Annotated in this window: 15 protein-coding genes; 7 read left to right on the top strand and 8 right to left on the bottom strand. The window is 70.8% G+C overall.

Annotated elements, in window-relative coordinates; genetic code table 11:
- Positions 1–25: 25 nt before the first annotated feature.
- The 3 genes from KLK06_RS56575 (at position 26) to KLK06_RS56585 (ending at position 4,906) form a co-directional block, all read left to right on the top strand.
- Entirely contained in the window at positions 26–1,003 is a 978-nt protein-coding gene (locus KLK06_RS56575; RefSeq protein WP_308168991.1) for an LLM class flavin-dependent oxidoreductase, read from the top strand.
- A gap of 160 nt (positions 1,004–1,163) precedes the next feature.
- The gene (locus tag KLK06_RS56580) at positions 1,164–3,299 is read left to right on the top strand and encodes a choice-of-anchor J domain-containing protein (protein WP_214644185.1); all 2,136 of its coding nucleotides are present in this window, start codon (positions 1,164–1,166) and stop codon (positions 3,297–3,299) included.
- A gap of 89 nt (positions 3,300–3,388) precedes the next feature.
- Complete coding sequence (locus KLK06_RS56585) at positions 3,389–4,906, top strand: acyl-CoA synthetase (RefSeq protein WP_214644186.1); 1,518 nt, start codon at positions 3,389–3,391, stop codon at positions 4,904–4,906.
- Positions 4,907–4,962: 56 nt separating this feature from the next.
- Here KLK06_RS56585 and KLK06_RS56590 read toward each other — a convergent pair whose 3' ends face one another.
- The gene (locus KLK06_RS56590; RefSeq protein ID WP_214644187.1) at positions 4,963–6,552 is read right to left on the bottom strand and encodes a benzoate-CoA ligase family protein; all 1,590 of its coding nucleotides are present in this window, start codon (positions 6,550–6,552) and stop codon (positions 4,963–4,965) included.
- Between the two features lie 110 nt (positions 6,553–6,662).
- Here KLK06_RS56590 and KLK06_RS56595 point away from each other — a divergent pair, with 110 nt between their 5' ends.
- On the top strand, positions 6,663–7,481 hold the full coding sequence (locus KLK06_RS56595; RefSeq protein WP_214644188.1) for a PaaX family transcriptional regulator C-terminal domain-containing protein: 819 nt from the start codon (positions 6,663–6,665) through the stop codon (positions 7,479–7,481).
- A 29-nt stretch (positions 7,482–7,510) separates the two neighbouring features.
- On the opposite strand, the gene KLK06_RS61160 is transcribed toward KLK06_RS56595, so the two are convergent.
- From KLK06_RS61160 to KLK06_RS56610, 3 genes are read right to left on the bottom strand one after another with little or no spacing between them, the layout of a single operon-like run.
- The gene (locus tag KLK06_RS61160) at positions 7,511–8,416 is read right to left on the bottom strand and encodes an NUDIX domain-containing protein (RefSeq protein ID WP_250907600.1); all 906 of its coding nucleotides are present in this window, start codon (positions 8,414–8,416) and stop codon (positions 7,511–7,513) included.
- Positions 8,417–8,462: 46 nt separating this feature from the next.
- Positions 8,463–9,704 (bottom strand): ATP-binding protein, encoded by a 1,242-nt coding sequence (locus KLK06_RS56605; protein WP_214644189.1) that lies wholly within the window; start codon positions 9,702–9,704, stop codon positions 8,463–8,465.
- The gene (locus tag KLK06_RS56610; RefSeq protein ID WP_214644190.1) at positions 9,701–12,139 is read right to left on the bottom strand and encodes a TerB N-terminal domain-containing protein; all 2,439 of its coding nucleotides are present in this window, start codon (positions 12,137–12,139) and stop codon (positions 9,701–9,703) included. The genes KLK06_RS56605 and KLK06_RS56610 overlap by 4 nt, the downstream gene beginning before the upstream one ends.
- Positions 12,140–12,448: 309 nt before the next feature.
- On the opposite strand from KLK06_RS56610, the gene KLK06_RS56615 reads away from it, so the two are divergent.
- Positions 12,449–13,843, top strand: a complete 1,395-nt coding sequence (locus KLK06_RS56615) for a tetratricopeptide repeat protein (protein ID WP_214644191.1) — start codon at positions 12,449–12,451, stop codon at positions 13,841–13,843.
- Between the two features lie 70 nt (positions 13,844–13,913).
- The gene (locus KLK06_RS56620) at positions 13,914–14,735 is read left to right on the top strand and encodes a PIG-L family deacetylase (RefSeq protein WP_214644192.1); all 822 of its coding nucleotides are present in this window, start codon (positions 13,914–13,916) and stop codon (positions 14,733–14,735) included.
- Positions 14,736–14,771: 36 nt separating this feature from the next.
- Here the strand turns inward: KLK06_RS56620 and KLK06_RS56625 are convergent, their stop codons facing one another.
- The 4 genes from KLK06_RS56625 to KLK06_RS56640 are packed head-to-tail and all read right to left on the bottom strand — an operon-like array spanning position 14,772 to position 18,564.
- Positions 14,772–15,785, bottom strand: a complete 1,014-nt coding sequence (locus tag KLK06_RS56625; RefSeq protein ID WP_250907601.1) for a LacI family DNA-binding transcriptional regulator — start codon at positions 15,783–15,785, stop codon at positions 14,772–14,774.
- Positions 15,786–15,795: 10 nt separating this feature from the next.
- A complete protein-coding gene (locus KLK06_RS56630; protein ID WP_214644193.1) occupies positions 15,796–16,602 on the bottom strand; it encodes an ATP-binding cassette domain-containing protein in 807 nt (268 codons plus the stop codon).
- The gene (locus tag KLK06_RS56635) at positions 16,599–17,561 is read right to left on the bottom strand and encodes an ABC transporter permease (protein ID WP_214644194.1); all 963 of its coding nucleotides are present in this window, start codon (positions 17,559–17,561) and stop codon (positions 16,599–16,601) included. Before KLK06_RS56635 ends, KLK06_RS56630 begins: the two co-directional genes overlap by 4 nt.
- A gap of 10 nt (positions 17,562–17,571) precedes the next feature.
- Positions 17,572–18,564 carry a sugar ABC transporter substrate-binding protein gene (locus KLK06_RS56640; RefSeq protein WP_214644195.1) on the bottom strand — a complete coding sequence of 331 codons (993 nt, stop codon included), beginning with the start codon at positions 18,562–18,564 and terminating at the stop codon, positions 17,572–17,574.
- Between the two features lie 150 nt (positions 18,565–18,714).
- Between KLK06_RS56640 and KLK06_RS56645 the strand changes: the two genes are divergently transcribed.
- Positions 18,715–19,644, top strand: a complete 930-nt coding sequence (locus KLK06_RS56645) for a carbohydrate kinase (RefSeq protein WP_214644196.1) — start codon at positions 18,715–18,717, stop codon at positions 19,642–19,644.
- Positions 19,645–19,650: the final 6 nt, after the last annotated feature.

Consider the following 19,650-nt stretch of genomic DNA (forward strand, 5'->3'; position numbering starts at 1 on the left):
CGCCCCGGTTCTGTTGCCGACCTATGTGACGAAGCTTTCGATCCTCGACCGTTCCCTCGTCCGCGAGGGGCACGACCCGGCGACGGCGCTGCGCGACACCGTCAGGTTCGCCCGGCAGGCGGAGGAGCTCGGCTACCACCGGTTCTGGGTGTCGGAGCACCACAGTGTGCCGGGGGTGGCCGGCTCGGCGCCGACCGTGCTGGCCGCCGCCGTCGCCGCGGCCACCGACCGGATCCGGGTGGGGACCGGCGGCGTGATGCTGCCCAACCACCGGCCGCTGGTGGTGGCCGAGCAGTTCGGCGTGCTGGAGTCGCTGAACCCGGGCCGCGTCGACATGGGACTCGGCCGCTCGGTGGGCTTCACCGGCGGCATCAGGAAGGCGCTCGGCCACGGTAAGGAGGACGCCGACGAGTTCGGCGGGCAACTGGCGGAGCTGCTCGGCTACTTCACCGGGGACCAGCGGGGGCATCCCGGTGTGCACGCGCTGCCCGCCGAGGGGCTGCGGCCGCAGGTGTTCGTGCTGGCCATGGGCTCCGGGGCGGACATCGCCGCCGAGCACGGGCTGCCCATGGTGATCGGGGGCGGCGGGGCCCGGCTGCGGGAGGCGATCTCGCGGTACCGCGCCGGGTTCCGCCCTTCGGCCTGGGCGGCGCGGCCGTACGTCATCCTGGCGGCGAACGTCGCGGTCGGCGAGACGGCCCGCGAGGCGGCGCTGCTGCAGGTGCCGGAGGCGTGGGCGACCGCGCGATCGCGGACGAGCGGCGCCTTCCCGCCGCTGTCCCCGGCCGAGCGGGTGCTGGCGACGGAGATGACCGAGCGGGAGCGGGCGCTGTTCGAGGAGTCGCGCAAGGGGCAGATCCACGGCACCGATCAGGAGGTGGAGATCGAGCTCGGGGCTCTGATCGAGCTCACCGGCGCCGACGAGGTCCTGGTGACCATGAACAGCTACGACCTGGATCGGCGGCTCGATTCCTACCGGCGGCTCGCTGGGATAGCTCGGTGAGTACGAATTCGTTGAAGTTTTGTTGGCAATTGACTTACTTGCGCGCCCCTCCGTTGATCAGATAGTCACAATTTGTCACCCTCGCTGACCACTCTTAGGGGGCTCCATGGCGCGCAACCGATTCATCGGAATCGCGGCCGCTATCCTCGCATTACCCCTTTTGTCCGCTATCCCGGCGCACGCCGACCCGAAGGCTCCGCCGTCCAGCGACATCCGAGAGCTTTCTCGCAAGGACTTCACCCTCGACGGCAAGCCCGTCAAGGTCCCGGCCAAGTACGAGGCCAAGGCGCAGGCCAGGACGAAGGCCGCCGCCGACACGCCGCCGGTCGGCACCGTCCGGCAGTGGCTGGGCCTGGACGACTTCAACGGCAGGCTCTACCGCAAGGACTACACGCTGCGCGGCGTGGGCAACAACATCGAGGTCTGGGTCGCCAACGACCTGGCCTTCCCCGCCGGTGACTGCCGGGCGCAGATCCCCACGTCCACGCAGGTCACCGACGCGCAGGTGGCGGACCTGGTCACCCAGTTCGACACGAACATGTACCCGAAGGAGACCGCGGCCTTCAGCACGCCGCCGGACCGCGACGGCTCCAACGCCATCCTCGGCCCCGACGCCAACGGCAACGGCGGCGTCTACACCGGCGGCGGCAACAAGACCGTCACCCTGGTCGACAACGTCAGGGACGACAACTACTACAGCTTCCCCGCCGCTCCGACGTACATCGCGGGCTTCTTCTCCAGCCAGTTCAACGAGCTGCTCGACCGCAACGTCATGACGATCGACGCGTTCGACTGGGCGCACCGCACCGGCGCGAACCCGCCCGACGAGCCGACCGCCGACCTGTGCACCTCGCGCCCGGCCAGGCCACGCCAGTACGAGGGCACGTTCGCGCACGAGTGGCAGCACCTGGCGCACTACTACACCGACCCGCTCGAGACCACCTGGATGAACGAGGGCCTGTCGGACCTCGCGATGACGCTGACCGGCTACTCCAACCCCAAGGCCACCGTCTCCGAACGCGGCACCGACAGCCACATCTACTGCTTCCAGGGCTTCGGCATCGTCCAGACGCCGTACAACACCAACCCGCGCGACTGCGGCGGCCCCGAGAACTCCCTGAACATCTGGGGCGAGGGCGCCAACGCCAACGGCGTGCTGGCCGACTACGGCAACGCGTACTCGTTCATGCTGTTCCTGTACGACAGGTACGGCACGGCGTTCATGTCCACGCTGCACCGTGACGGCGCGCTGCAGGGCCTGGCCAGCTTGAAGGCCGCGCTGGCGGCTCAGGGCGCCAAGAACATGTACCAGGTGATCCACGACTTCCAGACCTCCACCCTGGTCGACCGGATCGTCGGCGGGACCAAGGGCGTCATGCTGGGCGTGCCCAAGAAGCGGGTCACGACCGCCAGCCTGAACTCGACCGTCAACCTGGCGAACCCGGCCACCTACAAGACCGCCGGCGCCGCCCCCAACGGCGCCGACTACGTGCCGCTGCAGAAGGCGGACGGCACGTTCCTGCGCGGGGTGGACCTGCGCTCGCTGTCGTTCGAGGGCTCCAAGACGTTGCCCGCCCTCCCGCTGGCCTGGACCGTCGTCTCCGACGACCCGGACCGCGCGGGCAACCCGGTGCTGTTCTCCGGCAACGCCAGCAACACCAACGCCGCCGCCGTCACCAAGGTGAGCGTCCCGGCCGCCGACCCGACGCTGCGCTTCCTCGCCAAGTATGGCGCGGAGCAGGGCTTCGACTACGGCTACGTGATCGTCTCCACGGACGGCGGCAAGACCTACACCTCGATCGCCGGCGACAAGACGGTCGCGGGCCCGCTCGGCCCCGCGGTCAACGGCACCACGACCGGCTTCGAGCCGCACACCTACAGCCTGTCGGCCTACGCCGGCCAGGAGATCCTCCTCGGCTTCCGCTACGTCAGCGACGCGGGGGTCAACGAGGGCGGCTGGAAGATCGACGACATCACGGTCGGCGCCACCGCGGTCAGCGACGGCTCGTCGCTCGACCCGTTCGACTCGCCGACCGAGGTCTTCCCGACTCCGGTCGAGAACTGGAACGTCCGGCTGATCGGCCTCGACGAGAAGCACTCGGTGGCGCTGCAGCTGGAGTCCAACGGCAAGACCAGCGTCAGCCTCAACCGGCTGCAGCTGGCCACCATGCTGCCGTTCCAGACGGTGGTCGCGGTGGTGGCCTACGACGAATCGACGGAGCAGGTCGGCCAGTACGCGCCGTACACGCTCAAGGTCAACGGCGTCACCCAGCCGGGAGGTCGCCCGCAGACCTGACGGTGGTGAGCTGAGGGCGCCCGCCGCACCCGCGGCGGGCGCCTTCCGCGTTCGCTAGGATCACCGAACATAATTCGGAGGATGTGCGCATGACGACTCGCCAGCATGCCATCGGCGACCTGCTGCGGCGCTCGGCCGCGCGGTCTCCCGCCAAGACCGCGATCGTGTACGGCGAGGCGCGATGGACCTACGCCGAGCTGGACCGCGCGGCGAACCGCATGGCCAACGCGCTGGCCGCCCGGGGCGTGGGCAAGGGCGACAGGTTCGCCGTGTTCAGCCACAACAACGACGCCTTCGTGGTGGCCTACTTCGCGCTGGCCCGGCTGGGCGCGATCTCCGTGCCGATCAACTCCATGCTGGGCGCCGAGGAGGTCTCCTACATCCTCGGGCACGCGGGTGCGACGGGCCTGCTGGTGGAGGAGGCGCTCGTGCCCGTGGCCGAGCGGGCCGTCTCCGACGGGGTCGCGGTGCGCGGGGTGATCGGGCACGCCGAAGGGTGGGAGCCGGTCACCGACTGGATGGCCTGCGACGACGACTCCGAGCCGCGGGTGGAGATCGCCGACGACGACCCGATCCAGCTCATGTACACCAGCGGCACCGAGTCCAGGCCCAAGGGCGCCACCCTGTCGAGCCGCGGCCTGATCGCCCAGTACACCTCGTGCGTGATCGACGGCGAGATGAGCGCCGCCGACGTGGAGGTGCACGCGCTGCCGCTCTACCACTGCGCGCAACTGCACTGCTTCCTCACGCCCGGCCTCTACCTCGGCGCCACCAACGTGATCCTGCCCGGCGCCGACCCGGCGGCGATCCTGGCGGCGATCGAGGCGGAGCGCGCCACCAAGCTGTTCTGCCCGCCGACCGTCTGGATCGGGCTGCTGCGCCACCCCGACTTCGACCGCCGTGACCTGTCGTCCCTGCGCAAGGGCTACTACGGCGCGTCGATCATGCCGGTCGAGGTGCTGAAGGAGATCGCCGCGCGGCTGCCGGGGGTGCGGCTGTTCAACTTCTACGGCCAGACCGAGATGGCGCCGGTGGCCACCATCCTGGGCCCGGACGAGCAGCTGACCAGGCTCGGCTCGGCGGGCCGGCCCGCCCTGAACGTCGAGACCCGGATCGTCGACGCCGACGACGAGCCGGTGCCGCCCGGCGTGGTCGGCGAGATCGTGCACCGCAGCCCGCACGCCATGCTCGGCTACTGGAACGACCCGGACAAGACCGCCGAGGCGTTCCGCGGCGGCTGGTTCCACAGCGGCGACCTGGGCGTACTGGACGCCGACGGCTACCTGTCGATCGTCGACCGCAAGAAGGACATGATCAAGTCCGGCGGCGAGAACGTGGCCAGCCGGGAGGTCGAGGAGGCCATCTACCAGCACCCGGCCGTCGCGGAGGCGGCCGTGTTCGGGGTGCCCGACCCGCGGTGGATCGAGGCGGTGACGGCCGCCGTCGTCCTGCGCGCGGGCGCCGCCCTGACCGCCGACGAGCTGACCTCCTTCCTGCGGGAACGGCTGGCGGCCTTCAAGACACCGAAGACGGTGGTCTTCGTGCGGTCGCTGCCCAAGAACGCCAGCGGCAAGGTGCTGAAGAGAGAGCTGCGTGACGCGTTCTGACATCCAGGGCCGGGTACGGCTGGCGGCCGAGCGAGAGGGGCCGGAGGCGGGCGCGGTTATTTGCCGAGCAGGTCGGTGGCGATCTGGCGGATGATCACGCGCTGGATCTTGCCGGTGGCGGTCTTGGGTAGTTCCTCCAGCACCAGCACCTCGCGCGGTCGTTTGAAGGCGGCCAGCCCGTCGCGGCAGAACGCGATGAGCTCCGCCGCGTCCACGGTCTTCCCGGCGGCGGGCACCACGCAGGCGACCGGCTTCTCCAGCCCGTTCACGTCGGTGTAGGCGACGACCGCGGCCTCTCCGACCGACTCGTGCAGCAGCAGCCGGGACTCGACCTCCATGGGCGACACCCAGATGCCACCTGCCTTGATCATGTCGTTCGAGCGGCCGAGGCACTGGTAGACGCCGTCGGCGTCACGCAGATAGGTGTCGCCGGTGCGTAGCCACTCCCCCTGGAACACCTGCCGGGTGGTCTCGGTCCGGCACCAGTAGCCGGTGGCGATGGAGTCACCGCGCACGTACAGGTGGCCCGGCTGGCCGTCCGCCACGGGGTTGCCGGAGTCGTCGAGCAGCTTGCCCTCATATCCGGGCACGACGGTCCCCGTGGTGCCCGGCCTGACCTGGCCGGGCCGGTTGGAGATGAAGATGTGCAGGGCCTCGGTCGAGCCGAGGCCGTCGATGATGTCGACGCCGAACCTCTCGGTGAAGCGCCGGTAGATCTCCGCGGGTAACGCCTCACCCGCCGAGACCGCCAGACGTACCGAGGAGAAGGTGTCGTCGGGGGCGTCGGAGGCGAGCAGGCTCGCGTAGAACGACGGCCCGGCGAAGAACAGCGTCGGCCGCTCGGCCACCACCCGCGCGACCACCCCCGGCGGGGTGGGCCTGAAGGGGTCGAGCACCGTGGTCGCGCCCACCGACAGCGGGAAGAACAGCGAGTTGCCGATGCCGTAGGCGAAGAACAGCCGGGCGACCGAGAAGCACCGGTCGTCCGGCGTGATGCCGAGAACCTCACGGCCGTAGGTCTCGCAGACGTCCCTGATGGCGCCGTGTCGGTGCATGGCGGCCTTCGGCGCGCCGGTCGTGCCCGAGGTGTAGAGCCACAGCGCGGGCGAATCCGTCCAACTCTGGTACGGCTCGGCGACTGTACGGCCGGCGTCCACCACGTCCGCCAGCGAGCACACCGGGATCCCGGCATCCGCGTCCGATTCGGGGAGGACATCGGCGGCTCGATGGCCCACGTTGCCGGTGAGGACGAGCAGGGCGACCTCGGGGGCGTTCGCCAGTGCCACCCGGACCGTCGGCTCGTATTCGGGCGTCGCCACCACCACGCGAGCCCGCGAGTCGCGGATGAGCGCGCCCAGCTCCACGCCGTTGTACATGGTGGACAGCGGCACGGCGACCCCGCCCATGCGCATGACGGCCAGGATGGTGACGAGCGTTTCCGGGCGGTCGGACATGACGAGCACGACCCGTTCCTCGGGCCTGACGCCGAGCACCCGCAGCCCGGAGGAGAGCTCGCCGACACGGGCCGCGAGCTGGGAGTATGTGAGGGTCCCGGCCGGGCCCGCGACCGCGGTGCGCTCGCCGCGACCGGCTTCGACCTGACGATCCACTAGATAGAGACTGGCGTTGAACGACTCGGATGACATGGTCGTCCTTACGGGGAGGGAGACTCCGTACGAGAATCTTCTATAGAGAATTGATGCATCGTCAACTACTTGTAGCATTGAATCAGACTCCCGCCGCGAAAGGAGCGTTAATGGCCCGGCCGCCCCGCCGCCACCAGTCCAGCGCCAGGTCGATGCTGCTGACCGTGCTGGGCGAGCATGTGCTGCCGTCGGGCGAGCCCGCGTGGACGTCGGCGCTGCTGCACGTGATGGGCGGGCTCGGGGTGGAGGAGAAGTCGGCCAGGCAGGCGCTGGCGCGGATGGCCGCCGACGGGTGGATCGTGTCGGCGCGGTCCGGGCGGCGGGTGCGCTGGTCGCTGACGCGGCGCGGTCGCGAGCTGCTGACCGAGGGGGCCGAGCGGATCTACGCGTTCGGCCGCGACCGCGAGCCGTGGGACGGCCGCTGGGTGGTGCTGATCGCGACCGTGCCCGAGTCCCGGCGCGAGCTGCGCCACCAGCTACGCACCGGCCTGACCTGGGCGGGGTTCGGCAGTCCCGTGCCCGGGGTGTGGGTCAGCCCGCACGCCACCCGCGAGGCCGAGGCCAAGCAGGTGGTCGAGGGGCTGGGGCTCGACGTGGCCGTGTTCTCGTTCAACGGTCCCTACGCGGGGATCGGCTCCGAGCGGACGCTGGTGGAGCAGGCTTGGCATCTGGGGGAGCTGGCGGCGCACTACCAGGAGTTCATCCAGGAGTTCGCCGGCATGCGGCCGGAACCGGGCGATCCGGTGCTGCTGGCGCAGGTCCGGCTCGTCCACGAGTGGCGGCGCTTCCCGATGCTCGACCCGCGGCTGCCGCTGGAGCTGCTGCCCCCGAACTGGATCGGGGTGCGCGCGGCCAACGTCTTCAACGACCTGCACGGCACCTGGCTGGCGGGCGCGCGCCGGCAGTGGGACGAGCTACGGGACATGTGACACCTGGCTTGCGGGGCGTCACCATGCTGTCAAGCGATGCCTGTAGGCCATCCGTACAGCGCGAACGGCTCCTCCGCCAGCACCCTGGCGATGGCGGCGGCCGGGTAGCCGATCGTGTCGTCGGGCAGCTCGCCGAGCGGCCGCCAGGCCAGCTCGGCGCACTTGTGCGGCTCGGCGTTGTACGGCTCGCCCTCCCACGTCCTGGCGACGAAGAACAGGCCCACGCGGTCGGGGGCGCGGTGCATGACGTGGGCGAACTCCAGATCGTCCGGCCGGATGCCGACGCCGACCTCCTCGCGGGCCTCCCTGACGGCCGCGCCGACCACCGACTCACCGGGCTCCAGATGCCCCGAGGGCAGGTGCCATTGGCCGTCGCCGTAGCCGGTGTTGGCCCGTTTGCCGAGAAGGACGGTGCCGTCACGGACGAGCATGACGTGCACGTCGACGATGGCCCGGAACCTGTCGGGCCGCGACCCCCCAGCGGCCTTCGCCGCCGCCTCGCCGGGACCTGACCGCACAGCGGCGGCCCGGGATCGGTCCGCGCGCGGCTGCCCGTCGGCCTCCGGAGCCGGCTCCCCGGCGGCCGAGGGGCGGCGGTCGAGGGCCTGGGCCCATTTGACGGCGACCGCGGCCACCTGGATCAGCTCGGTCCGCAGCAGCTCGGGGTCCGACTCGGCGAACGCCTCCAAGACCTCCTCGCGCAGGATGTGCCGCCAGGTCAGCTCCCCGCGCCGGCCCGCCTCGTCTGTCTCCCGCCTCGCCCGATCGGCCTCGGCCACCGCGCCCTCGGCCCCGGTGCCGTCGGGCACCGCCTGCATGCCCCACTTGGAGTCCTGCGCCGCCCGTTCGGCCGCCACGTCACCGAGCACCCTGGCCAGCGACCCCGGCACCCCCGCGTCGCCGTCGCGCGCCAATTCTTCGCCGTCCTTCGTCATGAACGACGAGTCTGCCCGATCCCGCGGGAACACGGGCTCGCGATCGTCAGGCCGGGCGGTCGTCAATCTCCTCCGCCGACAGGTCCACCCCCGGCAGGAGCCGCCGCCAGCTCTCCCCGGCATCCCGCTCCAGCACGGCCAGCAGGTCGCAGAACGCCTTGAACGTCGTCCGCGGCCGGCGGAAATACGTCTCCCCCACCCGCCCGAAGCAGTGATGCATGAAGGCCACCAGCGCGTCGTCGTCCACGAGGTACCGCCCGCCCTCGCCGGAGGCGTACACGAACCGGATCTTGGCCAGCACCACGTACACCTCCTCGGCCGTCAGCGCGGCCAGCCGGAGCACCGGCCCCGAGCGATCCACCGGTCCGACCTCGGCGAAGGCGGCGGCGCCCAGCCGCCTCCGCAGCGCGGGATGGCTGAAAAGCCCGCTGTGCCCGTCTCTGAGGAAATCGGGGGTACCCCCGAACGCGAACCCCAGATGCGGGACCCCGCTGCTGACGATGCCCAGGATCTGGTCGTAGTTGGCGTCCCGGGCCAGAGCATCGGTCAGCGTGTACAGGTTGACCATCTCGTCCAGGCAGACGAGCAGCCCGCCGTACCCGGCCAGCCGGACGAACCGGCTCATCAGCGCGAGGTGATCGTGCACGGTCGCGTCGTCGATGATCGACCGGACGCCGAGTGCCGACCTGGCCTCCGCCGCGGTCGGGTACTCGGCGCGCAGCCAGCGCAGCGCGGCCGACTTGAGGTGTTCGTCGCCCGTGTCGTGGCCGCGCCAGTACGCGCCGATGACCTCGGCGAAGTCGTGGCCGCCCGGCCGCGTCGCCAGATGCGCCAGGCGTTCACCGATCGCCAGGGCCGGGTCGGTGCCCGCCTGGCGGGCCTCGTCGAGCGCGGTGGAGAGGAAGCGTTCGACGAGGCCGGCGAGCGCGCCGCCGGTGGGCCTGCCCCGGGTGGACATGCTGCGGGCCAGCTCGGTGTAGAGGGCGCGGGCCCGGCCGTCGTCCGAGTGCAGCAGGTGCTCGGCGGTGATGTCGGCGTGCATGGTGACCAGCCGCTTCTCCAGCGCCAGCGACCGCGCCAGGTGCAGCAGGAACGTCTTGCCCGCACCGTGCTCGCCGATGACGAACCGGACGGCCGAGCCGCCGACCACGACGCGTTCGACGTCGGCGGTCAGCGCCGCCAGCTCGGCGGTACGGCCGGCCTGGATGTGGTGCTGGCCGATCAGCGGGACCCCCCCTGCCCGCAGCGCCTTGAGGAGGGCGTCGCGTTCGCGGGCGCGAACGGTCACTTCAGCATCTCCCCCAGCACGCGCCGGTCGACCAGGATCGGGTCGTCGCCGTCGAGCAGCGGATCGCCCACGCTCTCGTAGGCGGCCTCGTTGACGCTGTCTATCGCGCCTTCCGGCAGCAGGTTCCAGGCGTCCGCGAGGGTCTCGAACTGGCCCCGGCTGATGTGCGGCTGATCGACGGCGGCCAGGGCGCGGACCAGGCCGGAGTGGCGGCCGTCCAGCCCCGCCACCGGGGTCACCTCGGGCGGCGGGGCGGGCGCGGGGAGCGGCTCTTCGCCGGCGAGCAGCGAATCGAGCAGCACCCCCACCTGGGCCGTCTCGGCCAGCCTGGCGACCGCCCCCCAGACGGGCACCGTCGGGGCACCGAAGACGGACCCCAGGGGCACGGACGCGTGCGACACGGCGAGGTCCTGCTGAATGGGGTGCTCCTGCCCGGATAAGTAAGACGCGGGCCCGTAGGGCGTGGAGGCGTCGGGCACCGGCCCATCGGGCGTGGAGGCGTAAGGCCCGGAGCTGTACGGCGTGGCGGCATTGGGCGCGGAGTTGTACGGCGTGGAGCTGTACGGCGTGGAGCTGTACGGCGTGGAGCTGTACGGCGTGGAGCTGTACGGCGTGGCGGCATTGGGCGTGGAGGTGTAAGGCGCGGGCCCGTACGGCGTGGAGGCATTGGGCACCGGCCCGAAGGGCGGAGAGGTGAAGGGCCCGGAGGGGTGGTGCGGCATGATGACGCGGGGCGGGGGCACCGGCTGAGCGGGGCCGTGGGGCACGTACGCCAGCTGGATCGGCGCATGCCGCACGGCGGCGTACGACGCGAGCCCCACCTGCTCAGCCCCCGCCGTATCGCGGTCGAGCCCGAGCAGCCAGTGGATCCGGGTGAGGATGTCGGCCTCCTCCGGCGTGATGTGCCCGTCGGCGGCGGCCACGTCCCTCAGGAACTCCGCCACGTGAGCGCGCTGAGACGCGCCGATCTCCTGAACATGATCGATCAGGTCGATCAGCGTCCCCTCCCCCGCGAGCAGCCACTCCAGATGCGCCCGCAAGCGGGCCTGCTCGCCGGCCGTCAGATGCAGCGCCCGCTCAAGATGCTCGCTCAGCCGACGGTAGGCGACCTCGGGCGTCTGGCCGTCCGCCGTGCTCGCGGCGCCCAGGTGCAGCAGTACGGTAGCCGCCCGGTAGGCGTCGGACGCCGCGGCCGTCGGCCCATCCGGCGCGGCGAACAAGGCCATCACCCCGGCGGCCGGCACCGGACCCCCCAGACGCGGGTCCGGTTCGATCCCGACCCCGGCCCGCCCGAGGATCTGGGCGAGCGCGATGACGTCCTTCCTGGCCGGAACGGGCGTGGACAGCAGGGCGACGAACTCCTCGGCGGGCACGAGCGCGATCTGCTGCCCCCCGAGCCGGCGCAGCGCCCACCGCACCGCCCCGCCCGCGCCGCCGGAGCCCAGATCGAGCAGCTCCGCGGGCAGCAGCGCCTGGGCGCGCACGCTCTGCCTGGCACCGGGCAGCCGCCCGAGGAAGCGGCTGTACGCCTCCAGCTCGGACCCGCACTCCTCGGCCAGCCCGAACAGCTCCCGGGTGGGCGCCGCAAGCGTCAGCACATCGGGTATGCCCGGCAGCACCGGCGGGGCCCCGGCGAACCCGGAGCTCGCGGGCCGGTAGTCGAAGACCAGTTCCTTGGCGCCGGGCTGTACGACGAGCCCTTCGCCGTGCCGTGCCGCGTACCTCTGCTGGAACAGCGCGCCGAACTCCTCCGGGCAGCGCGTAGCGGGCGTGCCCGGCCGGTAGGCGGGGTGGCTGTGCAGCCAGGCCAGCGCCCAATCTGCGGGCACCGGCTGGCCCTGCGCCGCGAGCTCCCCCAGCCGGGCCCGCAACGCGAACGCCGCGCCGGTCACCTCGGGCTCGCAGAGGGCGGCCAGCAGCGCCTCGAACGGCGCCGCGTGCCGCTGGAAGGCGTCGTGCCCGGCGTAGAGCCCGATGAGGCGCCGTACCTCCTCGTGGATCACCGGCAGTTCTTCTTGGGCCGTGGAGCTGTCCAAGTGCAGGTCGTGTAGCACGCGACGTTCGAGGCCGTAGAAATAGAGGAGAACGTAGCCCAGGGGCGTTCGCGGATAACATCGCCCGTCGGCGAGCCAGCTCAGATAGGCCGCCCGCGACGGCGCCGGGAGGGCGGCATAGCTCGGCCAGCGGTCGAGCCCCTGACCGTCCCAGTCCGGCTGTGTCATGTCCACAGGCAGTTCGGGATCGATCAACGCCGGCTCCACCGACATTCCGGACGCGGAAGGCAGCTCGGAGCCCACGTAGAGCAGACCGCCGACGATGGTCAGCCCGGCGATGTGGATACCGCTGCCCGGAGGCAGCCACGGCCCTTCCGGAGACGAAGGCAGGGCGGGCTTGGCCTGGCCGGATGACGCATGACGGCCACGCGCGCGGTACACCAGCGGCCCTCCCTCCGCCTCATCACGAATTTGATGAGGATTGCACCCTAACGCCCCTCCGATTGCACGACATATCGCTCAACCCCCTCGTTACAATCTTGAATCCGAGCCCGCCTCCCGTTTAGCGGACCGCCCGAAAATCTTTTTCCAACCGTCCGGATGACCGGGGCCCGCCACCCTGGGTAATGGAGCCGCACCGACCAGGCGCTTCCCCCGCCGAACCGGCTTACACACGGACCCGCACGAGAGCCCTTCCGGCCGCGGCACTCCCCCAGCTCGTGCCGTACGGCCTCCTTTTATAGTGGCTGAGTGACCGACGACCAGCACGGCCTGGCGATGAGCGGCGCGGGCGGTGCCGCCGCCCGCCACTACGACCAGGCGATCGACGAGCTGCTGCACTTCCGGGTGGAGGTCGACGCCGAGGCCTCGGCCGCCCTGTCCGAGGCGCCCGACTTCCCGATGGGCCAGGTCCTGGCCGCCTACCTCGGACTCCTGACCACGGAGGTGGAGGACGCGCGCACGGCCAGGCAGCGGTTCGCGGCCTGGCGGGCCCGCATCGGCGGCTCCGGAGGACTGCTGCCCCGCGAACGCGCGCACGTCGAGGCCGTCCAGGCGCTGCTCGACGGTGACTTCCTGACCTGCGGCAGGCTCCTCGGGGCGATCACCGAGCAGTACCCCCGCGACGCCCTGGCGCTGGCGGCGGGGCACCAGGTCGACTTCTTCACCGGGGACGCCCGCTCGCTGCGCGACAGGATCGGTGGCGCGCTCAGCGCCTGGCACGAGGACGACCGGCATTACGGCCACGTGCTGGGGATGTACGCGTTCGGGCTGGAGGAGTCCGGCCACTACGACCGGTCGGAGGACGTGGGGCTGCGCGCGGTCGAGCTGAACGCGCGCGACGTCTGGGGCATCCACGCGGTCGTGCACACCTACGAGATGCAGGGCCGCTTCGGCGACGGCATCCGCTACCTCGACGCCCGGCTCGGCGACTGGTCGACCGGCACGTTCTTCAACGTGCACACCTGGTGGCACTACGCCCTGTACGCGCTGGAGTCCGGCGACACCGGCCGCGCGCTGGCCATCTACGACGCGGCCCTGGCGGGCGGCCAGGGCTCGATGGAGCTGCTCGACGCCGCCGCGCTGCTCTGGCGGCTCCTCCTGGAGGGCTCCGCCCAGCACGAACGCTGGCGGGCGCTCGCCGACGCGTGGCCGGCCAAGATCGCGGAGCCGTTCTACGCCTTCAACGACATGCACGCCGTCATGTCGTACGTGGGCGCGGGCCGCGTCGCGGAGGCCGAGAAGCTCATCGCGAGTCGCGAGTCGTACCTCACCGAACCCCACCCGGACATCACCAACCACGCCATGACCGCCCGCGTCGGCCTGCCGGTCTGCCGGTCACTGGTGGCCTTCGGCCGGGGCGACTTCGACGCGGTCGTGGACCTGCTGTATCCGATCAGGCATCGGATCAACGAGTTCGGCGGCAGCCACGCGCAACGCGACGCCGTGCAGAAGACGCTCCTGGAGGCCGCCCTGCGTGGCGGCCGCCGGGACCTGGCACGGGTGCTGATCAGCGAGCGGATCAGCGTACGGCCGTGCAGCCCGTTCAACTGGCTCAAGCAGGGCGCCCTCGCCGAGGCCCTGGGCGACCGCGCGGCGGCCGCGACGGCCCGCCTCCGAGCCGACCAGCTGGCCCGCCAGACCTGACCCCGCCCAAAAGCCCCCGCCCAAAAGCCCCCGTCCGGAAGTGTCGGTCCAGCGCAGTAGGGTCGGCAGCATGGATCGGCAACTCACCCTGATGGCGGTGCACGCTCACCCCGACGACGAATGCCTGAGCACCGGCGGCATCCTCGCCCGCTACTCCGACGAGGGCATCCGCACGGTCCTGGTCACCTGCACCAACGGCGAGCAGGGCGACGGACCTGGCGGCGTCAAGCCCGGCGACCCCGGCCACAATGACGCCGAGGTGGCGGAGCGGAGGCTGGCGGAGCTGCGCGAGTCGGTGCAGCACCTGGGCATCGACCACCTGGAGCTGCTGGGCTACCGCGACTCCGGCATGGACGGCTGGGACACCAACAAGCACCCCGACGCGTTCGCCAACGTACCCGTCGACGTAGCCGCCACCCGCCTCGGCGAGCTGATCAAGCAGTATCGCCCGCAGGTCGTGGTCACTTACGACGAAACCGGCGGCAGCGGCTACAACCACCCCGACCACGTCCAGGCCCACCGCATCACGGTCGCGGCCATCGAGGCGACCGGCATCCCCGACAAGTTCTACTACACGGCCATCCCCCGCGCCGCGATCAAGCGCATGTTCGAGTTCATGCGCACCAGCGGTGTCGACCTGGGCGACTTCCAGCCCTCCGACGACTTCGGCACCCCCGACGAGCTGGTGACCACCGTCGTCGACGTCGCCCCTTATGTCGAACGCAAGTTCAAGGCCCTGCAGTCACACGAGAGCCAGGGCGAGAACATCTTCCTGCTCCGCATGCCCGAGGAGGCCCAGCACCAGGCATTCGCCACCGAGTCCTTCACGCGAGTGGTCAACCGCGTGACCGCACCGGACCACGAGGACGACCTGTTCGCGGGACTCCGCTGACAGACCGGCCCCGCGAATGCGCGGGGCCTTCCCAGCTCAAACAGAAACCGGCGACGACTCCCCCGACCCCCTGACGATCAATCGCGTGGGCACCAGGGTGCGCCGGGCCCGAGAGCGGTCGCCGTCCAACCGGGACAGCACCAGCTCCGCCGCCACCTCCCCGATGGCCGCCGGATCCTGCGCCACGACGGTCAGCGGCGGATCCAGCACCTCCGCCAGCGGCAGGTCGTCGAAGCCCACCAGCGCCACATCCCGTCGCCCCGCCCGGGCCAGAGCCACCACCGCCCCCATGGAGGCCAGGTTGTTGGCCGCGAACAGCGCGGTGGGCGGGTTCTCCAGAGCCAGGAGCCGCAGGGTGGCCGCGCGGGCCGCCTCCTGGTCGTGGCCCGTATCCACGAGGGCACGGTCGAAGGGCAGGCCCGCCTCCTCCAGGGCGTCACGGTAGCCCTGGAAGCGTTCGCGCCGGGTGTAGAGGGTGGCGGGCAGGTCGCCGATGAAGCCGATCCGGCGGTGGCCATACCCGATCAAGTGGGCGATGCCCGCCTGAGCGCCGGAACGGTTGCCGCTGACCACGCTGTCGGCGGTCAGGCCGACGGCGGGGCGGTCGAGGAAGACGATGGGCAGGCCGGCGACGCGTTCCGAACGCAGGTAGCGATGGTCTCCGGTGGCCGAGGGGACCACGATGAGGGCGCTGACCCGGCGGGCCAGGAAGGTGGCGATCAGGGACTGCTCCAGTTCGGCGGTCTCGCTGGAGGAGCCGACGATGAGGGTCAGGCCGCGGGCCCTGACGGCGCTCTCGATGCCGCCCGCCACCGTGCCGAAGAACGGGTTGCCCATCTCGGGGATGACCAGCCCGATCGCGGCGTCCCTGGCCCCGACCCGCATGTTGCGGGCCATCAGGTTGGGTTGGTAGCCCAGTTTGCGGACCGCGGCCATGACGCGTTCGCGCGTCTCGATGGCCACGGGTCCGTCGTCGTTGAGCACCCGTGAGACGGTCTTGGCGGTGACACCCACCTCACGGGCCACGTCTGTCATGGTGGGACGCCGCATTTCGACCATGCTAGAGGCCGATCGCCTCCGCCGCGTCCTTGTCCGTCACGACCGACTTGCCTTCCGAAACCTGGATGGCACCGGTCATGATGGCGACGACCTCGGCCATGCTGTGGTCGCCCGGCTTGATCTGGGCGACGCGGCGGCCGAGCCGCTGGACGTGGATCCGATCGGCGATCTCGAAGACATGGGGCATGTTGTGACTGATCAGTACGACGGGCATGCCGCGGTCGCGGACCCGCTTGATCATGTCGAGGACCTGCCCCGACTCCTTGACCCCGAGAGCGGCGGTCGGTTCGTCCATGACCACGACGTGCGAGGCCCATGCCACCGCCCTGGCCACGGCCACACCCTGCCGCTGGCCGCCGGACAGCGACTCGACGGGCTGGGTGAGCGAGCGCAGGCCGATCTTCAGGTCGGCCATGTGCTTGGCCGACTCCTCGCGCATCCGCTTCTTGTCGAGCTTCCGGAAGATCGTGCCGAGCAGTCCCGGCTTGCGGAGCTCGCGCCCGAGGAACATGTTCGTCGCGATGTCGAGCGAGGCGGCGACGGCGAGCTCCTGGTAGACGGTCTCGATGCCGAGCCTGCGCGCTTCCAGGGGGTCGCGGATGCGCACGGGCTTGCCGTCGAGCAGGATCTGGCCCTCGTCCGGCTGCAGCGCGCCGGTCAGCGCTTTGATCAGGCTGGTCTTGCCGGCGCCGTTGTCACCGATGACGGCGAGCACCTCACCGGGCATCAGGTCGAAGTCGGCGCCGTCGAGCGCGACCACGTGGCCGTAGCGCTTCACCAGGCCACGGGCCTGGAGTACGGGGGTCATCGGGTCCTCCTCCGGGAGAGCTGATCGACAGTGACGGCGAGGATCACCAGGATGCCGGTGATGAGGGTCTGATAAATCGACGGTACGCCCATGAGTTGCAGCCCGTTACGGAAGACCCCCACGATGAGCGCGCCGATCAGCGTGCCGAGCACCAGTCCCCGGCCGCCGAACAGGCTGGTCCCGCCGAGCACGACGGCGGTGATGCTGTCGAGGTTGTCGGTCTGCCCGGCCTGCGGGTCGCCCACGCCGGTCCTGGAGACGAGCAGCAGGGCGGCGAGGCCGTACACGAGGCCCGCGATGGTGTACACGCTGATCGTCAGCCGCTGCGTACGGATGCCGGTCAGCCGCGCGACCTCCTGGCTGTTGCCGAGCGCGTACACGTGGCGGCCCCACGCGGTCTGCCCGAGCACGTACGCGAAGAACAGGAACAGCAGGATCGTGAGCAGCGACCCGTAGGTGACGTTCGTCCCGCCGAGCTTGAACGTCTGCCCGAGGATGGTCAGCGCGGGCGGCAGGTCGGTGACCGTCTGGTCCTCGGAGTAGATGTGGGTCAGCGCGAACACCACGTTCAGCATGCCGAGCGTGACGATGAACGGCGGCAGCGAGATCTTCGTGACCAGCATGCCGTTCGCCAGCCCGAAGGCCGCGCAGACGGCGATTCCGGCGGCGATCGCGAGCAGCGGCGGCAGGCCGCTGGTGACGGCCAGCTTGGTCATCACGATGCCGCCGAACGCCATGATCGCGCCGTTGGACAGGTCGATGCCACCGGTCAGGATGATGAGCGTCTGCCCGATGGCGAGCGTGCCGACGACCATCACCTGCTGGATGATCAGCGAGAAGTTGCCGCCGGTGAGGAACTGGTCGCTGTTGAGCGCGAAGAACACGCAGGCCAGCACGAGCGCGCCCAGCGGGCCCGCCGTCGGAGTGGTGATGATGCGGCGCGGCAGCGTCGCTTCCATGACGGCCATGTCAGCCCCAGCAGTTCGCCAGGCCGAAGGCGGTGTCCTTGGCCTCGACGCCCTGGACGGCCTTGTCGGTGATCAGGGTGACACCGGTGTCGGTGTACCCCTTGGGCTTGGCGCCGCCCTTGGCGAAGGCGGCGACGGCCTTGACGCCGTCCTCGGCCATCTTCAGCGGGTACTGCTGCGAGGTCGCGGCGATCTGCCCGCTCTTCACGGCCTTGACGCCGGTGCAGCCGCCGTCGACCGAGACGATGACCACGTCCTTCTCGCGGCCCTTGGCCTTGAGCGCGGTGTAGGCGCCGAGGGCGGCGGGCTCGTTGATGGTGTAGACGAGGTTGATGTCGGGCGCCTTCTGCAGGCAGTTCTCCATCGCCTCCTGGCCCTTGGCCTGGTCGCCGCGCGTGTCCTGGGAGCAGACGACCGACGGGTCGCCCTCGGCGATGCCGAAGCCCTTGAGGAAGCCGTCGTGGCGGAGCTGCCCGACCGTGATGCCGGGGGCCAGGTCGAGCGTGGCGATCTTCGCGGCCTTGCCGGCCATCGCGCCCTTGGCGTACTCGCCGATCAGCTCGCCCGCCTTGAGGTTGTCGGTGGCGAACAGCGCGTCGGTGGCGTCCTGCGGGTCCGTGGGCGTGTCCAGGGCGATCACCACGACGCCGGCGTCCCTGGCCTTCTTGATCGCGGGAACGATCGCCTTGGTGTCGTTGGGTGTGATGAGGATGCCCTTCACCCCGGCCGCGACCATGTTCTCGATGGCGGTGAGCTGGGAGGCGTTGTCGCCGTCGAACTTGCCCGCCGCGGTCAGCAGCTCCATTCCCGCCGCCTTGGCGGCGGTCTGCGCGCCCTCCTTCATCTTGACGAAGAACGGGTTGGTCTCCGTCTTCGTGATCAGCCCCACCTTGGTGGAGCCGGCGGAGCTGGTGGAGGCCTTCTGCTCACCGCCGCCGCAGCCTGTGACGAGGAGAGCGGCGGCCAGCAGTCCGGCCGAGAGCCTAGCAATCATGGTGGCTTCCTATCAGGGATGATTCAATGTCATCGTTGACATATGTCAACGTTGACATTCGCCGTGCTGCGATGATGGACTCCGTTTCTAGAAACGTCAATGCCCCCGCGACGTAACAAATCTGCAAACATGGCAGAAAGGTTGACCCTGATGATCGCTGTCCTGGGCGAATGCGTCGCAGACGCCTTCGCTGACCGGCGTCCCGGTGAGCTGGAGCTCCGGGTGCTGCCGGGCGGGGGGCCCGCGAACACGGCAGTGGCTCTGGCCCGCCTCGGCACCTCGACCCGGTTCCTGGGGCGGGTGTCCGGGGACGTGTTCGGGGAGCTGTTCCGTGAGCATCTCGCCTCCTCCGGGGTGGACCTGTCGGCCTGTGTCCCCGCCGCCGAGCCGAGCACGCTGGCGGTAGCCTCGCTCGACGAGCGGGGCCAGGCGGCCTACATCTTCCACGCCGAGGGCACCGCCGACTGGCAGTGGACGCCTGAGGAGCTCGCCGCCCTCGACCCGCGCGGGTGGTCCTGCCTGCACACGGGGTCGCTCGCGCTGGTCAGGCGGCCGGGCGGCGCCGCGGTGGAGGAGTTCGCGGCGGACGCCCGCCGGCACGCGACGATCTCGATCGATCCCAACGTACGGCCCAGCCTGGCCGGCCGGGAGGACTACACGGTGGAGCGCTGGTGCGCGGTGGCCGACATACTCAAGCTCAGCGACGACGACCTGTCCTTCCTGGCGCCGGACGTGCCGGTGGAACGTGCCTGCGACGCCTGGCACGCGGCGGGCGCCCGGCTCATCGTGATCACCCGGGGCGCTTCGGGCGCGCTGGTGTCACTGGACGGGGAGCGCACGGCGGTACGGGCGCCGCAGGTCAAGGTCGTCGACACCGTTGGGGCCGGTGACTCCTTCACCGCCGGGCTGCTGCACCGGCTGGGCGTACGGGGGCTGCTCGGGGGCCGACTGGAGGGGCTCGACCTGGAGACGGCCGCCGACGCCGCCGCCTTCGCCGCCCGGGTGGCGGCGCGGACGTGCTCGGTCGCGGGGGCGAACCCGCCGTGGGCGCACCAGCTCAACGAGCCCGCGGGACTGTGAGGCGAT

Origin of the sequence: Nonomuraea sp. NEAU-A123, assembly GCF_018603905.1 — a bacterium.
GTDB lineage: Bacteria > Actinomycetota > Actinomycetes > Streptosporangiales > Streptosporangiaceae > Nonomuraea.

Coding starts and splice junctions, on each gene's coding strand:
- KLK06_RS56585 (WP_214644186.1), top strand. CDS start 3,389: ATGACGACTCGCCAGCATGCCATCGGCGACCTGCTGCGGCGCTCGGCC.
- KLK06_RS56590 (WP_214644187.1), bottom strand. CDS start 6,552: ATGTCATCCGAGTCGTTCAACGCCAGTCTCTATCTAGTGGATCGTCAG.
- KLK06_RS56595 (WP_214644188.1), top strand. CDS start 6,663: ATGGCCCGGCCGCCCCGCCGCCACCAGTCCAGCGCCAGGTCGATGCTG.
- KLK06_RS61160 (WP_250907600.1), bottom strand. CDS start 8,416: ATGACGAAGGACGGCGAAGAATTGGCGCGCGACGGCGACGCGGGGGTG.
- KLK06_RS56620 (WP_214644192.1), top strand. CDS start 13,914: ATGGATCGGCAACTCACCCTGATGGCGGTGCACGCTCACCCCGACGAC.
- KLK06_RS56625 (WP_250907601.1), bottom strand. CDS start 15,785: ATGCGGCGTCCCACCATGACAGACGTGGCCCGTGAGGTGGGTGTCACC.
- KLK06_RS56630 (WP_214644193.1), bottom strand. CDS start 16,602: ATGACCCCCGTACTCCAGGCCCGTGGCCTGGTGAAGCGCTACGGCCAC.
- KLK06_RS56635 (WP_214644194.1), bottom strand. CDS start 17,561: ATGGAAGCGACGCTGCCGCGCCGCATCATCACCACTCCGACGGCGGGC.
- KLK06_RS56640 (WP_214644195.1), bottom strand. CDS start 18,564: ATGATTGCTAGGCTCTCGGCCGGACTGCTGGCCGCCGCTCTCCTCGTC.
- KLK06_RS56645 (WP_214644196.1), top strand. CDS start 18,715: ATGATCGCTGTCCTGGGCGAATGCGTCGCAGACGCCTTCGCTGACCGG.